Annotated in this window: 18 protein-coding genes; 6 read left to right on the plus strand and 12 right to left on the minus strand. The window is 58.7% G+C overall.

Features of this window, described 5'->3' with window-relative positions:
* Positions 1–73: 73 nt before the first annotated feature.
* The 3 genes from SY26_RS18750 to SY26_RS21980 all read left to right on the plus strand — a co-directional run bounded on the left by SY26_RS18750 (position 74) and on the right by SY26_RS21980 (position 1,682).
* Positions 74–298 carry a MazE family transcriptional regulator gene (locus SY26_RS18750; protein ID WP_046001811.1) on the plus strand — a complete coding sequence of 75 codons (225 nt, stop codon included), beginning with the start codon at positions 74–76 and terminating at the stop codon, positions 296–298.
* A complete protein-coding gene (locus SY26_RS18755) occupies positions 295–681 on the plus strand; it encodes a type II toxin-antitoxin system death-on-curing family toxin (RefSeq protein WP_046001812.1) in 387 nt (128 codons plus the stop codon). The genes SY26_RS18750 and SY26_RS18755 overlap by 4 nt, the downstream gene beginning before the upstream one ends.
* 410 nt (positions 682–1,091) lie before the next feature.
* Positions 1,092–1,682 carry a transposase gene (locus SY26_RS21980; RefSeq protein WP_046001813.1) on the plus strand — a complete coding sequence of 197 codons (591 nt, stop codon included), beginning with the start codon at positions 1,092–1,094 and terminating at the stop codon, positions 1,680–1,682.
* A gap of 430 nt (positions 1,683–2,112) precedes the next feature.
* Here the strand turns inward: SY26_RS21980 and SY26_RS18770 are convergent, their stop codons facing one another.
* From SY26_RS18770 to SY26_RS18800, 9 genes are all read right to left on the minus strand, one after another.
* Positions 2,113–3,933, minus strand: coding sequence for a DUF262 domain-containing protein (locus SY26_RS18770; RefSeq protein WP_046001815.1), 1,821 nt, complete (start codon positions 3,931–3,933; stop codon positions 2,113–2,115).
* 36 nt (positions 3,934–3,969) lie between these two features.
* Entirely contained in the window at positions 3,970–4,608 is a 639-nt protein-coding gene (locus SY26_RS18775) for a hypothetical protein (RefSeq protein WP_046001816.1), read from the minus strand.
* A gap of 188 nt (positions 4,609–4,796) precedes the next feature.
* The gene (locus SY26_RS21345) at positions 4,797–5,144 is read right to left on the minus strand and encodes a hypothetical protein (RefSeq protein WP_157020541.1); all 348 of its coding nucleotides are present in this window, start codon (positions 5,142–5,144) and stop codon (positions 4,797–4,799) included.
* 499 nt (positions 5,145–5,643) lie between these two features.
* Entirely contained in the window at positions 5,644–5,991 is a 348-nt protein-coding gene (locus SY26_RS20725) for a carboxymuconolactone decarboxylase family protein (protein WP_084693947.1), read from the minus strand.
* Positions 5,992–6,248: 257 nt separating this feature from the next.
* Positions 6,249–7,472 carry an MFS transporter gene (locus tag SY26_RS18780; RefSeq protein ID WP_046001817.1) on the minus strand — a complete coding sequence of 408 codons (1,224 nt, stop codon included), beginning with the start codon at positions 7,470–7,472 and terminating at the stop codon, positions 6,249–6,251.
* Positions 7,473–7,474: 2 nt separating this feature from the next.
* On the minus strand, positions 7,475–7,921 hold the full coding sequence (locus SY26_RS18785; protein WP_046001818.1) for a MaoC family dehydratase: 447 nt from the start codon (positions 7,919–7,921) through the stop codon (positions 7,475–7,477).
* A gap of 15 nt (positions 7,922–7,936) precedes the next feature.
* Positions 7,937–8,347 carry a Zn-ribbon domain-containing OB-fold protein gene (locus SY26_RS18790; RefSeq protein WP_046001819.1) on the minus strand — a complete coding sequence of 137 codons (411 nt, stop codon included), beginning with the start codon at positions 8,345–8,347 and terminating at the stop codon, positions 7,937–7,939.
* Positions 8,344–9,411: a thiolase family protein gene (locus tag SY26_RS18795; RefSeq protein ID WP_198143224.1), complete on the minus strand. Its 1,068-nt coding sequence runs from the start codon at positions 9,409–9,411 to the stop codon at positions 8,344–8,346. Before SY26_RS18795 ends, SY26_RS18790 begins: the two co-directional genes overlap by 4 nt.
* A gap of 74 nt (positions 9,412–9,485) precedes the next feature.
* The gene (locus SY26_RS18800) at positions 9,486–11,432 is read right to left on the minus strand and encodes an acetoacetate--CoA ligase (RefSeq protein WP_046001821.1); all 1,947 of its coding nucleotides are present in this window, start codon (positions 11,430–11,432) and stop codon (positions 9,486–9,488) included.
* A 286-nt stretch (positions 11,433–11,718) separates the two neighbouring features.
* Here SY26_RS18800 and SY26_RS18805 point away from each other — a divergent pair, with 286 nt between their 5' ends.
* The 3 genes from SY26_RS18805 (at position 11,719) to SY26_RS18815 (ending at position 15,095) form a co-directional block, all read left to right on the plus strand.
* On the plus strand, positions 11,719–13,164 hold the full coding sequence (locus SY26_RS18805) for a short-chain fatty acid transporter (protein ID WP_198143225.1): 1,446 nt from the start codon (positions 11,719–11,721) through the stop codon (positions 13,162–13,164).
* A gap of 143 nt (positions 13,165–13,307) precedes the next feature.
* Entirely contained in the window at positions 13,308–13,850 is a 543-nt protein-coding gene (locus SY26_RS18810) for a TetR/AcrR family transcriptional regulator (RefSeq protein ID WP_198143226.1), read from the plus strand.
* Positions 13,851–13,916: 66 nt separating this feature from the next.
* Positions 13,917–15,095, plus strand: coding sequence for an acetyl-CoA C-acetyltransferase (locus SY26_RS18815; protein ID WP_046001824.1), 1,179 nt, complete (start codon positions 13,917–13,919; stop codon positions 15,093–15,095).
* Between the two features lie 209 nt (positions 15,096–15,304).
* Here SY26_RS18815 and SY26_RS18820 read toward each other — a convergent pair whose 3' ends face one another.
* The 3 genes from SY26_RS18820 to SY26_RS18830 all read right to left on the minus strand — a co-directional run bounded on the left by SY26_RS18820 (position 15,305) and on the right by SY26_RS18830 (position 18,839).
* On the minus strand, positions 15,305–16,726 hold the full coding sequence (locus tag SY26_RS18820; protein WP_046001825.1) for an aldehyde dehydrogenase family protein: 1,422 nt from the start codon (positions 16,724–16,726) through the stop codon (positions 15,305–15,307).
* Between the two features lie 416 nt (positions 16,727–17,142).
* A complete protein-coding gene (locus tag SY26_RS18825) occupies positions 17,143–17,886 on the minus strand; it encodes an SDR family NAD(P)-dependent oxidoreductase (protein WP_052715387.1) in 744 nt (247 codons plus the stop codon).
* Between the two features lie 5 nt (positions 17,887–17,891).
* Positions 17,892–18,839, minus strand: a complete 948-nt coding sequence (locus SY26_RS18830; protein WP_046001826.1) for a carbohydrate kinase family protein — start codon at positions 18,837–18,839, stop codon at positions 17,892–17,894.
* Position 18,840 lies beyond the last annotated feature (1 nt).

Raw genomic sequence — 18,840 nt, forward strand, 5'->3', positions numbered from 1 at the left:
GGGCAAGGGCTTGAGCCTGTTGACGCAAGTGCAAACAGCACGTATATACGAATGTGATACAAGAGGTTTTGCTATGATGCACAGCAAGGTTCGCAAGGTCGGCAACTCCAACGTGATGACGCTGACGACCGAGATGCTCGCGTTGCTGGACGTGAAGGAAGGCGACAGCCTGTTCGTGCTGCGCGGAGATGATGGCTCGCTGCGCATCACCGCCCACGACCCCGAGGTCATGGCCGCGCTCGGGGCGGCCGAGATCGTCATGGACGAGAACCGCGACCTGTTGGCAGCGTTGGCGTGACAGGCCCAACCTGGGTCCCGCTTGCCGCCGTCATCGCCATCCACGACCGCCAGATTGCCCGGCACGGCGGCGCAGCGGGAATGCGTGACCGCAACCTGCTTGAGGCAGGTTGCGCACGCCCGCTGAACCAAGCGGCCTATGGCACGCCCTCTCTGCCCGAGCTTGCCGCAGCCTACGCCTACGGTATCGCGAAGGCGCATGCCTTTGTCGACGGCAACAAGCGCGCGGCCTTTGTGACCGCACTGACTTTCCTGCGCCTCAACGGCCTGGGCTTCCGCCCCGATCCCGTAGAGGGCGTTCGCATGATGGAGGATCTTGCCTCGGGCGATGTGACCGAGGCGGCCTTTGCTGCGTGGCTGGAGGCGGGAATGGAGAAGCTTTGATGAGCGCGCCGAACAGCTGCGCCCCACCATTGCCCATCGCTGCCTGCAGGAGCGGAGGAATTATAGAGCAGCGGCATCAGGCGCTTTCCAGCTGTGTCTGCCCGGCCTTGAGAACCAAGGCCTGCGTGTCGTTCAGGAGGCAGCGGGCATCGAGTTTCTGCCCGTATTCGTGGGTGCGAATACAAGTAAGCGTCCGGCGTCGCGGCACTGCCTCTCGTAGTGGGTGATCGATAGTGTCCACCATGGGATAGTGGACACTTTGGTTGCGTGATGGCGCGTCGGACTAAGCGGTTTTGGACGGATGAGGAGAAGCGGTCGATCTGTTTGCAGACGACGGCACCCAACGTGTCGAGATTGTCCGATCTTCTGTATATGAGTGATCCGGGCCATGCTTCATTAAGGAAGCATGCATGACGATCTCCAAGGAACTTCTGGATGAACTGCTGAAGGGCGTTGAGCGCCCCGAGGATCTGCTCGGCGATGCCGGGCTGATGAAGGAGCTGAAGATCCGGCTCATGGAGCGGATGCTGGGCGCGGAGCTGACCGCGCATCTAGGCTATGAGGAGGGCAAGGACGCGCCGCCGGGCCAGGCGAACCGGCGCAACGACTCGTCGACAAAGGTGCTGAAGGGCCGGGACGGCGAGTTGCCGGTGGCTGTGCCCCGTGACCGCGACAGCAGCTTTGAGCCGGAGCTGGTGAAGAAGGGCCAGACCCGCATTGACGGCATGGATGACAAGATCATCGGGCTCTATGCCGCCGGGCTGAAGCGCATTTTCAAGTTCACGCTCGCAGATCTGCTACGCAGTGGATATTTAGCGAGCCGGCGCCGCCGTCTGCTTCCTGAAAGCTATGAGATCGCGCGCGCGAAGTGCGATCGCCTCGTCGCTGAGGGGGATGATCCACCCATCATGGGTCATCTCAGCCTGCGTTCCATAAGCCGCGCAGACAGTCGTAGATTGGCTGCGCGTCCAAGCGGTGATCGCCTCAATGTCAGCCTTTAGCGTGGCGCTGCCTTGGGTGGTGAAGAGCAGCCGCAGTTCGCCGAACTTCTCCTTGCACTGAATGAGCGTGATAGATGCGCCCAGTTCCTGTCCTGCGCGCCAATATGCCGCCCCGACCGCCATGGAAAGAAGGCGATACCAGCCTGCGGGCACGTCGGCGCGCATGTATCGTGGCCGGGCCGGGTCGGGCGAGACCAGCTGGTCGATCTTGTCAGCCGCCTCTGCGATGTTGAAATCTGCGATGCTGAAGCTGTCCGGATCGATCTGTTTCCCTGCAAGGATTTTTGATGCCATTACGCATTCGATGTTCATTTCTAACCTCCTTGAGAATTCGCCCATGAGTGCGCAGCGTCCCGATTTCTTTGCTGGTTGTAGTCAGGCCACTCAGGACCTTGCGGATGAGGTTGGAATTTTCAGCAGATAGAGGACCTCAGCGTGGCCATATATCCTTCGCATCCAGGGCCAATCGCTCGGCTCGTATATTGATCGCATCATCGGACCAGCCGCTCTTGCACTCATCCAATAATTTTCGATTGATCATTAGCATGGTGTTGGCATTCAGGCCGCTACGCTTGCCTGGCTTTCCTGCGTCAGAGTCAAACCACGGTGCGTTGGATAGGCTAGGATTAAGCTTTTTGCTCACCAGCGTGAGGTTACCGATACCTTGAATGTTGGCCCTTCTCTCTTCAGCAGTAAGGCCCTCAGGCAGAGGCCAGTGGGCTTCCCAAGCTTGCGGCAGAATGTGCTCAATCTGCAGTTGTGACCAGTCAAAGGACATCAGAGGCTCGGCCTTCCCGTTCCTGCTCTGATACCTGTGCTCAAGCGCTTGGAGAACCATCAGCACCCTGTCGCGCTTGAAATAGCCATAGAACTGACGCCCGACCCAGTTGCGGCGGAAAACTTCGTCGGACGGCCATTCGTCGGCACCGTCCAAAGCACCCAAAGCTTCACGTAGAACCAGGCTCGTCGGCTGATCGCTAACTGCCTTGATCGCTTTCAGGATCGTGAGAGAGAGGGTGCCATAGCTTCTTGTCTGGGCTCCGCATATCAGACGGCGAACGAGGTAGCTTTCCAGCATTTCCGCGAAGGCATCAGCGTCCTGTGGATCTCTCTCGTTGCGGGACATGATCTCCAACAACAACGGATGAAAGACGATGATCCCCAAGCGGGTCAGCCTCTCCAGAAAGAGGTCGAAACGCCGATTTCCCTTTGGTTGATCTATCTTCGCGAAACGAAGTGCGTCGGCATGAATCGATGCCATCAGACTCTTTACCTGAAAGCCCTCAGCATCCTTAGCACGAAGACCCTCGGCATATCGGAGAAAGCGATCGTAAAGATGCTTGCCAGACACCGCCTCGCCGGTCTCCTTGGAGAGCCAGTTCTGCAAGAATGTATCAACCCGCGCCCGAGCCGCATGTCCGGTCCCGACCCGGGCGCGCCAGTAGTGATGATCCCGATCAAACAGGCGCCAGTAAGCCTCGTAAAGCGGCCCGGCATCCTGCTTTTGCCGCGCGGCTTCCCAAAGCAACCAGTTCTTGATGAGGTCCGCCGGCAGAAGGGGCGTGCCATGGGCGTTCAGCGTTTCGAAGATGGCCTGCGGCTCATCTCCCTGATCAAGGTCCAGAACGATAAGCCGCATGTAGTTGCGAACTGCCTCGGACAAGATGCCCGCCATTTCCGCCGGGGCGCCCGTTCCGATAAACTGCTTCGCCGCAGTATAAAAGAAGGTGTAGGCATCTGCCATGCGCCCGGAATCGGATGGTCCCTCACTGGCATGGCTGTCCATAACGTCCCTAAATGGTGCCTGATCCTCGTTCGTGGGCCAGACCTTGTATATCTCCTCCTCAACGGCATCGTTGGATGTCAGCTTAGCAATCTGCCGTTTCGCCAGTGCGATTGATTTGTCGATAGCTTCGTCACCGGAACGGACACATGAATCGATCGCATGTTCTACGGCCTTCAAAAGGATCTGGAGCGTAGTTAGTCGCTGTTGACCATCGATGACCTCTCGTCGGGGCAGGCTCCCCGTCGCAGTAGGCTTCTGCTCGAGAACAATGGTCCCCAAGAAATGGCTCGCGACTATTTCATCGCCCTTTCTCGCCTTCAAGCGATCTAGGACACCAAGCACATCATCCCACAGCGGCTCCCACTGTTCTGCCTTGCTCCAGACATAGGGCCGCTGAAAAAGTGGCACAGTAAATCGCTGATCTTGGCTGAAAACCTGGGAAATCGGAATATAACTTGGCTGCAATGCTGCTCTCCTGGAGACGCTTTTAGAAGCAGGCTACTAATAATCACCTGAGATAATGCGAATAACCTCTGGTGACAGTCGCGCGAAGTTCGGGCTGCCAGACGAAACCCGCCCTGCCCTGCGCTCCTGCGAGAAGATTATGTTCGGGTGGTCGAACTGATATCGGTCGAGATCCCACAGTCCATTGCGGTGAGCGATGACAACGCGGTCTCCGGCTATCGCCTGCGGAATGACCGTCTCTTTCAGCCAAGTTCTATGGACAAGCGTGCTGGGCAGAATATCCGCCAGCATCCTATTCTGTCGCTCTTCTGAGAGCTTCCCTGACCGGTAAGCAAGTGCGTTGACCAAGACCATCCGCCCGTTCGCGATGTATCCCCCATAGTTCGCCGTGTCGTAATACGGAGACACGTCGTTCGGTTTTACCGGTCTGGGGTTGTGCAACATGTCCAGATACCGCTCGATCGCTCCGGCGTCCGCAAACTCCCGGGGTGTCATTTCCGGATTGTATCCGCCGTTCATCATCAGCAGGACCACAGGTGCGTTGTCCACGTCCCCAATATAGGCGGGCGGCGGCCAATCCAGATTGAAGGAGTGTGGCCGCGAGGACAAAAACGGGGCATCATCTGGGTGGACGCTGCCTATCAACCGCCGCCAGTGATCAACCAAGGTGCTCATGCCTGTGATGCTGCCCGTATTTTCGTTCCCACAAGGAAGTATTGGAGCAAGAGAGCCTCGATTACGCAAGCAGCAGGTTCATCAAGTGCCGGGAGATCTCTGCGGCGAGGCCACCTCAAACCGTGTTCCGAGCGTCGTAATGCACGAAGTTTCCTACACGGATAGCAGGCACACATTCCGATTGGATGTTACCCATACACCAGCTCAGGACATATTGCTTCCCATGTGTCCCGGCGCAGGTGGGCGCGGAATTCCTCCTTGTTGTCGGCCTTGCGCCAGCACACTACGGCACCAATCTCTCCTCTAAGGAGGGTCAGACCATCGGGTGATGACCATGTCCGTGCCATGCGTCCCAAAGAACGTCCGTGAGCATCATGGATCAGCCAGGCTCCGCCTTCGTTCACCAGCCGCACAGGATCACCGACCTGAGCCTCTGCGATCGCCCGCAGCGAGCGATGATCCGCAGGCAGCCGCACTGCCCAGGACAGGTCCACATTCTTCAGGTTCGGCATCTGATACTGCGCGGTCGCAAGCACTACGTCTTTCCCCGGAGGCGGAGTCTTCCGCCGAAGCACATTCTCTTCCCCCCGCGGCAAAAATGGATGCGCATCGCTGGCCATAATGCAGAGGCTGCGCCGCGTCCGCGTCATGGTTTCTGCGTTTCCGCATTTCTGATCTCCTCGTTCTTGGAGACCAGCAAACGTCAGATCGTAGCTTCCGTCACTGTCCGATTTTCGGGGAGTAGCTCACAAAGCAGAGTATCAACATAGAGAGAACTAGGGCCGTATATGGCGGCCGATAGTGTGTGCATAAAAAGGCTTGGTTAAAAAACTTTATCAAAGTGAACTGACCCAGGTGGGTCCGACATCTTATTCTTCTTAACATACCAAAAACTACCATCAACCGTAAAAGGCGACGCGACGGCAGGCTCTTCCTCGCACGATAGTTCAGCTTCGGCTCCGGTTTATGAGCCTGCCATGGCTTTAAATTACCATTGACAGAGTTAATGGCGTTAAGTCACCTTAAGCTCCGCAATCAATCTTTCTCTTTTGCCCCAAACTCTGTCGCCGCATCAAGCGCGCGTGATGAATACACCAATGCCGCGCCCATATTCAACGACATGGCAACGCCCAATGCTTCTGCAATTTCCTCTCGTGTCGCGCCTGCTGCTACAGCTTCCTTGGAGTGCACCGAAATGCATCCGTCACAGCGGGTCGTTATCGCAACTGCGATGGCAATTAGCTGCCTTGTTTTTTCATCAAGATGGCCGCTCTTTGCCCCTGCGCCGCTGGCCTGCATGTAAGCACCAACGGACTCTGGTGCGATTTTGTTCAACTCGCCGATATTCGCCAGCAGATCGTCTCGTGAAGTAGACCAGTTCATTATGCTCTCTCCCTTGTGGTAAGGTTATCATCCGCTTATTTTCCTATAATGCAACCCAGACTTTATATCCGCTTATAAGTCTCGAATAGTATTTTCGTGCACATCACTGTGTGCGCACATCGGTTATTTGGTAGATTAAAAGTACCGTCTGCTTAACTTAGTAGCGGCGATCCGCAATTCATGGATACCCGGCGCTAAAGAACGCCGAGCCACAGATGGTGTAATTTTCATAATCAGGCTACGAAAATAATTTTCAATTAGGCGCGCACTGTTTTGACCGCCTCTGTTCGCGCACGCAGAGCAAGCATCGCAAATGTACCAATGACTGGCCCGGGCACTAGGAATAAAAATGCCCACTGCCACCCTCCGATCCACTCTGCAATAAGTGGCAGGGCCCAGATCGATACAACTGTCAACGCAAAGCCAATGCCCATCTGAAGGGCCAGCGCGGTGCCAACAAAGGTACTGTCGGCAAGCTCTGTTACGGCAGTCGAGAACTGGGCGCTGTCTCCGATCACAGTAACACCCCAAACAACCGCTAGTAGCATTAACACAAGGGGAGGTCCGTCGAAAAAGAACCCGATCAGCATCGCGCATGTACCGGAGACAATCATCATTCCGGCGCAAGTCAGGCACCGTCCGATCCGATCGGACAGCCAACCCCCGATAAGGCATCCGATCACGCCCGATGCGACCACAACGAAGCTTAGCATTGAGGGCGAGCCGAAAGGAAATGGTTGCACGCCCGCTTCTGCCGCTGCTGCGAATGCAAGGATCCATGCCCACATGGCGTAAAGCTCCCACATGTGGCCGAAATATCCGATATTCGCCAGAAGAAGCGCGCGGTTCGTGAAGACCGTCAGAGATTGCCGTGGGTTGAAGGTTGCCCGGCCGAACGGGTTCGGCCCCTCGCGCACCAAAAGACCAAACAGGATCGCGCCGATCAGCGCCGTCGCCGAAGTCGCCCAAACCACAGCATGCCAGTTGATGTCATCCGCGACCGCGCGCACCAGATGTGGCATGGACGAGCCGAAGGTCAGCGCTCCAATCAGGAACCCCAATGCAAGGCCCCTGCCTTTCACGAACCACGTGGCCATCAGCTTGAGTGCGGGCGGATAAACACCAGCCAGCGCGAGGCCTGTCACGAAACGGGCCAGGACCGCACTGTCCGGTCCAGCCACCAGAAGGGCCGCATTCGACAGGGCCGCCAAGACGGCGGCCCCTGTCATCAGACGGTGCATGGGCATGATATCGGGAAGGTTGACAAGCGATGCCCCCAACGCGCCCACTACGAACCCCAACTGCACGGCATTCGTCAACCAAGCCGCCTGTACCGATGACAGCTGCCATTCGCTGATCAGCTCGGGCACGATGGCCGTGGCCGAAAACCATGTCGCAAGCACCCCGACGACGCCGAGACAGATGATCGCCAGCATCCGCCAGCGTTCACTGGCCTGCGGCATGGCCCGGGTGCCCGTCATGGTCAAAGCCCTTCAAGCGGCATCGTATAGGTGGTGGCCTCGCCCTCGACGCAGATTGCGCCTTCGGAATCGGTCACGGTCACCTTGAGAGTGCAGAGCGGCTTGTCCTCGCGCACCTTGATTACCTCGACACGGCCGGTGATGGTCTCACCGACGCCAACGGCCTTCTTGAAGTTTAGATTGGTGTTCAGAAACACCGTCCCCGGTCCGGGCAGGTCCTCAGCCACGCAGGCATTCAGGATACCCGTTGTCACCCCACCCTGCACGATCAGCTTGCCGAACGAGGTCTTCTTGGCCAACGCCTCGTCGTAATGCACTGGGTTGCGATCGCCGGTCATGTCCGTGAAGGCGTGAATGTCTTCCATCCGGGTGGTGCGGCTGCGCTCGGCCGACTGGCCTTCCTTCGGCATGCCGTTGATGGTGCCGGTCCATCCGTTCTTGTCGATCATGGTATTCTCCTGCTGTTAAGGTTGCGTCTGGCGAAAGCACGGCAAAACCCGGCCGCCGATATCTGTGGGAGCCAGCGTCAGCGCCATGCCGACCTGCGGGTCCTCCGTCAGGATGTGGCTGAGCATGGTCGGCCCCTCGGCCAGTTCGACCAAACCCACGGTATAGGGTGTCGCCACGCTCCAGCCCGAATGTCCGGGCTTGTGGATGATACTGAAGGACTTCAATCGACCCGAACCACCGGCGTCTTCCCATGAAAGCGCATCGGCCCAGCAATGCGGGCAGATCTCGCGGGGATAGAACACAGCCTTGCGACAGGCGCCGCAGCGCTGGATCAGCAGCCGCCCTTCGGCGGCGGCCTGCCAGAAAGGCGCGGTAAGGGGGGTGACGGTCGGTCCGGGCACGTTCAACGTCGCAAGATCGGTCATGCTTCAACTCCCAGAACCAGGGCCACGGCTTCGGACATGGTGGCGCCGTTGCCCGTGACAAGCGCGAATTCGGGGTTCGCGATCTGCCGGCCCTTGGCGGTGCCGCGCAACTGTCGGACGGCTTCGGTGACATGGGTCATGCCTCCTGCCAGATCAGGCTGGCCATAGCCAAGCTGGCCCCCGTGCGTATTCAACGGCATGTCACCCGAATGACTGAAATCGTTGGATCGCATGAACGCACCAAAGCCGCCCGGCGGGCAAAGTCCCGCATCCTCCAGCGTCGTGGCTACCATGATCGTATAACAATCATACAGCGACAAGAGCGACATCCGATCCGCGCTAACCCTTGCCTGCCGGAAGGCGCGCTCCATCGCAGGTTTGAGGGGCCCCGATGTCAGATCGGGTGCCTGACTGACGGCGCGATGGGTGATCTTTTCTCCTGCACCCAAAAGCCATGCGGCCCGCCGCCCCCGTGCTTTTTCTGCTGTCGTCACGATGACCGCCTCGGCACCCGCCACGGGCATGACGATCTCGAACAGGCGCAGCGGGCTTGCGATCATTGGCGAATTCAGAACATCGGCGACGCTGGCGGGGCTGCCATGAAAGATCGCCTCGGGGCATTTCTGGGCGTTGGCCCGTGCCCAATGGGCGATCAGCGCGAAATCCTCTTCGGTGGTGCCATAACGCGCCATGTGCGCCTGTTTGAGCAGCGCATAAGATACGTTCGCCCCCGAGGCACCGAACGGCACGTCAAACTCGCGGATGGGGTTGCGGTTGGGGCTACGTGACGCTTCTGCGTTGCGGTGGTTGCCGATGACGCACAGCACGGTTTCGCACATGCCAGCCTGAATGGCGGCGGCGGCACGCCAGACCATCCCAGGCCCGGACGCACCGCCAAGGTCTACCACATTCGACATCGCCGGCTGAAGGCCCAGATATTCCGATACCGTCGCCGGGACATGCTGCGGCGTTTCGCCGACCTGAGGACCGACAAGCAGCCCGTCGATCTCGGCCTTTTCCATCGACGCATCGTCAAGAGCGGCTTTGGCCGCACGTGCCAGCATCCCAAGCGTCGACGCGCCCTCGGTCCGGCGCTGCGGTGCAAGCGATCCTGCACCGACGATTGCAGCATGAGGCCTCATAGGGCAACCCTTTCCGACAATGCGGCATACTCATGAAGACAATCGGCATTGGCCAGCGAACCGCGGTTTGCCAGCGCGGTACCCACAACCATAGAACGGGCGGCCCCTTCGACACGCTTGCCGTTCACCGTCATGGGGATGTCGGCCACCGCATAGATCGCACTGGGAACGTGACGCGGCGAACACTCGGTTCGTAATCTGCTGCGGATCGCCTTGGCCAAATCCGGTTCGGCTTTTGCGCCGCCTGCCATCTTGATGCACAGGACGATCTCTTCGTCCCCCTCGACCGGCCGGCCAAAAACGATGCAATCCTCAAGCTGCGGGAATTGCGCACAGACGTTGTAGATGTCGGCCGTGCCGATGCGCACCCCGCCAGGGTTAAGCGTACAGTCCGACCGGCCGTGGATCACGGCCGTGCCGTCGGGGTAAAGCGTGGCATGGTCGCCATGCGTCCATATCTCTGCGCGCTCAGAAAAATAGCTCTTGCGATAGCGTGCGTCCCCGTCCGGCCCCCAGAACGTCCTTGGCATGGACGGAAAAGGCTCTGTGCAGACCAGTTCGCCCGGGCGGCCCAGCACAGGCGCGCCGCGCTCATCGAAGACGTTGACGGCCATGCCCAGCCCCTTCACCGTCAGTCGGCCACGGTGCACAGGGTGCAGCGGAGACCCGAGCAGGAAGCAGCCCATGATTTCGGTCCCACCCGAAATCGAGGCAAAGCCCATATCCGCGCTGACTGCGTCATACATCCAGTCGTATTGCCGCGGCGACACGGGACTGCCCGCCGACATCAACCAGCGCAGGCTGGACAAATCGTGCGCCTCGCCCGGGCGGTAGCCCTGCTCCATCACCGTGGACAGATATTTGGGCGAGATGCCGAGATGTGTCAGGCCCTCGGTTTCCACCGCCCGCCATAGCGGGCTGCAATCAAGCCCGTCAGCGCCTTTCAGCACCGGCGCTCCGTCATACAGCACTGTGGTCGCGCCGCAGCCCATCCCGGCGACGGCCCAGTGATACATCATCCATGCGGTGTTCGTGTACCACATGAAGCTGTCGCCGCGCCTTAGATCGCCATGGAGCATATGCTCCTTCAGTTGCTGCAGCAGAACGCCCCCTGTTCGGTGAACAATGGCCTTGGGCGCGCCGGTGGTGCCCGACGTGTAAAGGATATAGCAAGGGTCGTCGAAAGCGCGCGGTTCGAAGACCAACGGGCCGTCTGTGCCGAAATCCTCCCACGATGTGACGGGAACGGATGCCTGGAGATCGCCGTCGCCGATCGTGACGACCGCGTGCAAGCCACCGATTTGGTGCAGAAGGTCGGTTAGCCCGCTAGTCAGGTCGATCTGCTTTCCGCCATATCGCACGTGTGGCTGGACGAACATGACCTTCGGATTTACTTGGCCGATCCGGTCAAGAATACCTGCCGAACCGAAATCGGGCGAACACGACGTCCAGACCGCACCGACTGCAAGGCTGGCCAGATGTGTCACGAGGCAACCGATGCGATTGGGCAGGACCACGCCAACCCTGTCCCCCGGCATGACACCCGCATCGCGAAGACCGCGCGCGATGCGGGCGACTTCGGCCCTTAATGCATCGGCAGACATCTCGACCCGGCTGCCGGATTCGTCCAGCTCGACAACTGCACGCTTGGGATTGGCGCCTGCAAGAAGGGTCTCGGCGATGTTCAGCCGCGCCTGCGGGAAGAACCGCGCCCCGGTCATCGGCGCCGCAGAATCGCGTTCAAGCGTGATCGCTCCCTTGTCGCCCTTCACCTCCGCGAAATCCCAGAGCCGAGACCAGAACATCCCTGGCTCAGAGATGCTCCAGCCGTGAAGCGCCTCATAGTCGAATGGATCCATGCCGCATTCTTGCGCGAACCGTGCAAGGGCACTGTCCCGAAAGGCCGTATCCGATGGCCGCCAGAGTACCGAACTGTCTGTCACTTCTCCCCCTCCACCGGGTCAGATTGAACGACCCGATCTATATGGACTAATCGGTCAGGGCTTTCGAATGCAAGAATTTTTCTGTTCTATGCGATAGGATTAGAGTAGTGGGCAGTACAATTGGAAGTATTTATCGTTTAAATTCGTTAAGTTAGACTTAAATAGCTTAACGTGTCCTAATTTGTATCTTTGCTATGGAATCACCGAAGTTTGCGGATCCTCGTTGGTGTCATCGCTTGTTAGACCAATCGGTAAAGCTTGACTTGACCATGTTCCGGCACACAGCATGTCCAAGACCGAACGGTCCACACAGGTGGATCCGGTCGCAAAGGGAGGAGAAACCATGTTGTACAGATTGGGCGTCACCTGTTCGTCGTTCACGCGGGCTTACATACCTAACCCGTTCATTTTCGCGATTATCCTGACCGGCGTCACGGCAGCCTTTGCCCTGATACTGACACCGACGGGCCCCGCCCAGATTGTCGGGCTATGGTACGGGGGCTTCTGGGACTTGCTGAATTTCGCGATGCAGATGACCGTCATCCTGCTGTTCGGATATGCGCTGGCATCGTCGCCACCTGTCGAACGTGGGATTGACCGGATCGCGCGCGTGCCGAAAAGCGCGACGCAGGCGATCGTGATGATCACCGTACTTGCAGTGATCTTCGGGGCGCTCAGCTGGGGGCTGGGCCTGATCATCGGCGCTATCTCGGCTCGCAAGATCAGCCAGAACTGCCTCGACCGGGGCATTCGAGTGCACTACCCGCTCGCGGCCGCGGCAGGGTTTTCCGGGCTCATCGTCTTCAACTGCGGTCTGTCCGCCTCTGCCCCGCTGCTGATCAACACCCCGGACCATTTCCTCGTGGGGGATATCGGCCTGGTACCGCTCAGCCAGACCATTCTGACCGGCTACAATCTACTCACATTGTTAGCCTATCTTGTTATCATTCCCTTCGTCTATGCGGGCATGCAGCCCCCCGAAAATGAACGCCAGCTTGTGTCCCGCGACCCAGTTCCTTCGGACGGGACCCCGGACGCTGGCGGCAATGCCAAGCTCGATGCCGCCGGAAATGCCAGTCTGACGCGCAAAGGCGACGCGACCGTCGCCGCACGGCTCGAAAACTCTCGCATCCTCAGCTGGCTGGTCATCATCGTGGGGTTCGGCTACATCGTCTGGCACTTCGCGACGAACGGGTTCGACCTAAACCTCAATCTGGTCAACTTCACGCTGCTCATTCTGGGCATGGCGGCCCATGGTACACCAATCGCTTATGTCCGCGCGGTGGATGATGCCATTGGCGCCTGCGGTCAGGTCGTCCTACAATTCCCATTTTATGCCGGGATCATGGGGATCATGTCGGGCTCTGGGCTGATCGCGATCTTTGCCAACGGGCTGGTCTCGATCTCGAATGATTTCACATTCCCGTTCTTCGCCATGCTGAGTGCGGCCGTCGTGAATCTCTTCGTGCCCTCCGCGGGCGGTCAATGGGCCGTGCAAGGGCCAGTCCTGATTCAGGCCGCCCAAGACATCGGCGCAGATATTGGTCAGACCGTCCTGGCCTTCGGTTACGGCGATCAATTGACGAACGGGCTACAGCCGATGTGGATGCTTCCGCTTCTCGGGGTCACGCGGCTGCGCGCGGGCGACATTCTGGGCTATACGGCAGTCATGATGCTAGTGGCACTTGTCATCTTCGGGGTCGGCATCACCCTGCTTCCGCTGGTTTTGTAAGTATGGGATCAGGCGCCGCACCTGCGGCGCCATTGCCTCTGGTCCGACCGGTCGCCCGATGATAGAACGGTCGGACAATTTCAGATGAGAGTACTCTAATGCATGCCCCTGCCCCCGAGATTAGCGAGAGCAAGCGCGCGATCATGAAAACCGCTGCCCGTTTGTTCGCATCAAAAGGTTACGCAGGCGTCGGGACCGCCGAGCTTTGTGCTGAAACGGGCTATGGCAAAGGTGCTCTCTATCACCATATTCGCTCGAAAGAGGCGCTGCTTCTCGACATCATGACAGTCTACCTCCAGGAACTTCTTGCCGATGCCAGAACGATCCTTGCGCGAAACTCTGACGCCAAGGCGCGCATTCAAGCGCTTTCGCTATCGCTCATGCGCGCCGTGGTTCAGGATAATGCGCAGATGACCGTTTGCTTCCGTGAAGTTCATGCGCTATCGCCCGAGGTCCGGCGCAGCGTCCTGCGGCTTCACGGCGACTATTTTCGTTTGTGGGAGCGGGTGATGAACGAGGCGCGGGATGTCGGACAGCTTCGCCCCATGGATTCTGATGAGATCAAGGGTTTGCTGGGGATCTTCTTCTATTCTTTCCTCTGGATCGGGTCCGGGCGGGAAGGCGACATCGAAGCCTTGGCCGCCAAGTTCTCAGGCCTCGTCCTCAGAGCTTGCCACAAGAGCTGACTGGCCTCTGGACGCTTGGCGGTAGGCTCTGTACTATTCGGTCCAACCACCAGAAGGAGGACCGCCATGTCTCAGGCCGCCTATATCGTCGCCGCGCGCCGTGCGCCCATCGCCCGTCTTTGCGGCGCATATACCGGAATGGCCGCCGCGCGGCTTGGGGCGCAGGTGATGCGCGCCGTGATCGAGGATGCGGGCATCGACCCAGGCATCATCGACGAGGTGATAACCGGACAGGTTCTTCAGGGTGGCGCGGGTCAGAACCCGGCGCGTCAGGCCGCGATCTGGGCGGGCATCCCCAACCATGTCCCCGCCATGACCATCAACAAGGTCTGCGGCGCCGGACAGAAATCCATTCACCTTGCTGCGCAATCGATCCGTGCTGGGGACGCGCATGTCATCCTTGCTAGTGGGCAAGACAGCATGACAGAAGCTCCCCATCTGCTGCCGGGCGCCCGCACTGGGCGCAAGATGGGCGACATGAGCGCGAAAGATATGATGATTGTTGATGGTCTCTGGGATGTCTTCAATGACATCCACATGGGAATGACGGTCGAGGCCCTTGCCCGGCGCTATCAAATCACTCGAGAGGAACAGGATAGCTTTGCTCTCATTTCGCAAGAAAAGGCACTCGCTGCCCAGGCCTCGGGCGTGTTTGATTCGGAAATCACGCCCATCACTGTGTCGGATCACAAGGGGGATCGAACCGTCGACCTCGACGAGCAACCACGCAAGACAACATTGGAAAGGCTATCTGACATGGTCCCAGCCTTCGACAGTGAAGGTACGATCACGGCTGGCAACGCCTCGGGACTTAACGATGGCGCGTCTGCGGTCCTGGTCGTGTCAGAGAGTAAACTGTTCGAGTTGAACCTGACGCCAATGGCCCGCATCGCAAGCTACTCTGCCGCCGCACTTGATCCGATGGACATGGGTCTCGGCCCCGTCGAGGCCTCGCGTAAGGCCCTGGATATAGCAGGTTGGGCGGCGAAGGACCTTGGACGGCTAGAGATAAACGAGGCTTTTGCAGCACAATCGCTTGCCGTCAACCGCGAGATGGACTGGGATCCAGCAGCTATCAATGTGAATGGTGGTGCCATCGCTCTTGGGCACCCGCTGGCTGCCAGCGGAAATCGCATCGTTACGACATTGCTGCATGAAATGTCGCGTTCGGGGTCTAAAAAAGGCCTTGCTTCACTGTGCATCGGTGGAGGAATGGGCGTAGCGATCTGTCTTGAACGCGCCTGATCGTAACGAGTTGGCACCGGCCGGTCAGGCCGGCGCAAGTCGAACTAGGGACGTTTTTTTCAGCGCATCGCCCCTCCCCCCGGGCCCGGGTGACGAATAATATACCGGTATTTGGAATCATAACCAAGCTTGCAGAAGGACTGGCAACCATCCTTCTGCAACATTTGGAAACGCTGCACATCTCAATACGCGTCGAGAACCATCTATCGTTATGTCCAGCCGGCGGTCGACTTTACTTCCAAGTAATCGTGCAAGCCCCATTCACCATGCTCGCGCCCGTTGCCTGACTGCTTGTAGCCACCGAACGGTGCGCGCGCATCCCAATCAGCACCGTTGATCCAGATCGAGCCGACGCGCAGACGGCGTGCGATATTGCGCGCCTTTTCTAGATTGGCGCTCTGAATATACGCGGACAGACCATAGACCGAGTCATTGGCGATGCGGATTGCATCTTCTTCGGTATCATACGGGATAAGCGCGATGACTGGACCAAAGATCTCCTCGCGTTCTATCGTCATGCCGGGCTTCACATCGGAAAAGACCGTCGGCTTGACATAGAAGCCTTTGCTTAGACCCTCCGGTAGGCCGGTGCCGCCGGTTACCAGCGTAGCGCCTTCGTCAATACCGGACTGGATCAACGACTGAATGCGGTCAAACTGAGCCTTGTTAACGACCGGACCCAAGGCCACATCAGTTTCCGGATCACCTACCGAATGGGCCTCAGCAGCTTCGCGGGCGTAGCGCTTGGCATCCTCCATACGCTCGGCAGGCACCAGCATTCGTGCCGGTGCCCGGCAGGCCTGACCGCAATTGACATAGCAGGCATCGACGCCGTCCTTCACTGCGCTTTCAAGATCGGCATCCCGCAGGATGATATTTGCAGACTTGCCGCCCAGTTCTTGAGCCACCCGCTTGACCGTCTCAGCCGCGGTTCGTGCTACGGCGATACCAGCGCGGGTGGAACCAGTAATTGAGACCATGTCAACGTCTGGATGTGCTGCGAGCGCTTCACCCACCGTTTCGCCGTACCCCGTAAGGTGATTATACACCCCCTTGGGAAAACCTGCCTGGTGCACGAGTTCTGCAAAAAGGATCGAGGACAGCGGCGAGAACTCGGATGGTTTAGCTACCATCGTGCAACCTGCCGCCAGCGCCGGGGCGGCCTTGACCACAAGCTGGTTCATAGGCCAGTTCCACGGCGTAATCAGCGCACAGACCCCAACAGGTTCTAGCGAGATCAGCGTCGTGCCGCGCAGTTCTTCAATCTGCAGCCGCTCCAGCGCGTCAATGGCCACTTCCAGATGCGCGCGCCCCACCCAAGCTTGTGCCGCCTTCGAAAAGCCGAGCGTCGTGCCCATTTCCCGGGTCATTAGTTCCGCGATGTCGTCGTAACGCGCATTGTAAAGATCCAGCAGCCGCCGCAGCAATACAAGCCGCTCCTCGCGCGAGGTAAACTGCCAGTCTTTGAAGGCTACCCGGGCGGCGGCGACGGCAGCATCAACATCCTCTGCATCGGCCATGGGGATCTGGGCGATGAGCGTTTCGTCCGCTGGATTGATCAGCGCATGGGTGTTGCGGCCATGTGGTTTGATCCATGCACCGTTGATATAGAACTTATCGGTCTCTTGCATTCTTTTCTCCTGTTGGTGTGGTTCACGCATTTGGGCCATAGCGGTTGAGCATGACTTCGGCCCGGTCGCGGACATCCGGCAGTGCATCGGCGCCGGCCAGGCGATTGATCACCAGTGCCAAAGCGCGGCACCTAAGGTTATCTCCTGTCGGATTTTCAAACTGTCCCTGAGGGTAGATCCCACTAAGGCGGGTAGACCACCGAGGCGAGTGATGCCGACCGCTGTGATGTTTCTTGGCTTGGCAGGCATCGTGCCCTTGGAGGGTCATTCTGGATCTGATCTAGAAATCTGAATCAGACCAACGATGCCGCCAAAGCAGTCATAAAGTTCGCACAAAGCCGGTGGCCCTTAGCCAACCGGACTGCTGCAAGACTGCCTGCGCCGGTTCCCGAACCGTGCCATCGGTGTTGGTCACCTCAGTGAAAGTAGAGACCGCCGCAGACGTTAAGCGCCTGGCCGCTCACGTAATTTGATAGCGGCGATGCAAAAAAGATCGCCGCACCCGCCACATCCGAAGGATCGCCCAAGCGCTTGAGCGAGGTTGCCTGTGTCCAGCGGTCGCGATCTTCGCCTACCAGCTTGTTCTTCGCCATCTCCGTTAGGATAATACCCGGACAGATCGCGTTGACGGTGATGCCGTCGGCACCAACCTCTTGGGCATAGACCCGTGTCAGAGTGACGACCGCGGCCTTGGTCGCGGCATAATGCCCTTCGGTTGCGATACCCTGTCGCGCGGCCAGCGAGGCGATGTTGATCACCCGCCCCGACTTACGCTCGCGCATCTGCGGTAATACGGCATTCGTCACGAATAAGACACCACGGGCATTTACGTCAAAATGCGCGTCCCAGGTCTTCTGGTCCAAATGCTCGAGCGTCATGGCTTTAAGGATGCCTGCATTGTTTACGAGGATATCGATGCGCCCGGCCTCGGCAATAGCGTCTTTTACGTTTGCTTCGTCGGTCACATCCATGTGGACCAAGCGGCAGGTACGGCCCAACTCCTCCACCTCGGCTTTTATCGCGGCGGCCTCGTTGTCCTGCATTGGCAGATCGGCGATTACGATATCTGCCCCGGCGTTGGCCAAACCCCGCACCAGTGCGGCGCCGATACCGCGGCTTCCCCCGGTGACAAGAGCTGTCTGTCCATCAAGCATACGCATCAGTTTCATCCTTTCCGCGGAAGCGTGTTCATGGCCTCAACCGTATCGTCGAATGACGTCAGCTTACCGTCCGACCCCAGGCCCATCGCTACACGTGCGGCTACGGCGGAGGCAAATCGAGCGCATTCCTCAAGCGGCCAGCCCTTTACCAGCCCCACGATGATCCCCGCTGTGAAACTGTCGCCACAGCCTGTTGTATCGACAACATCTATTTCATGTGCAGGCAGGGTGAAGGGATCGCCTTCGGCCGGGTGCACATAAACCCCATCACCACCCATCGTAAGGATGGTGTTCTTCACACCCCGTGACATAAACCATTGTGCGATGTCTTCGGGCTTGGTCAGGCCCGACATCTCTTGCGCCTCTTCAATCGAGGGGATGAAGTAGTCGATATAGGGCAGCAATGGCTCGACCAGTGCGGTCGTTTCAGGGGTAGCTTGGATCAGATCAAACGTCGTGATCCGTCCGGCATCTTTTGCGGCCTTGATAAAGGCCAGCGTCGGCTCGCCATCAAAGGTCTTCAGCAAGCCCGTACCACCGATATGGATAACACTGGCATCTAGAGCCTTGTCGTAATCTTGGGGTGCGACAGTAAAGGTCGCGGCTGTGCCAGGTACATGCAGCGCCGGTCGTTCACCATTAGGGCGCACAGGTAGAATAGTCGCGGAAGTCTGGACGGAACCATCCCGTCCTACCATTGCGGTGTTCATCCCGTAACTCTGCATCTTCGAGACGAGAAAATCCCCTAATTCGTCCGTGCCGACGGTGGTGACTATTTGTGTCCGGAGGCCTAGGATCGCGCAATCCATTCCTGTAGCGCCAGCGGTGCCTGCGACGGTCATACGGATCTCATCGATATATGCGGCTCGCCCGCCTTCGGGGATGCCTATAACTGGACGGCCCAAGATATCGAGGACCGCAAAGCCTACGGAAGATACATCGAAGTTCGGCATG

The organism is Paracoccus sp. 228 (genome assembly GCF_000967825.1).
GTDB lineage: Bacteria > Pseudomonadota > Alphaproteobacteria > Rhodobacterales > Rhodobacteraceae > Paracoccus > Paracoccus marcusii.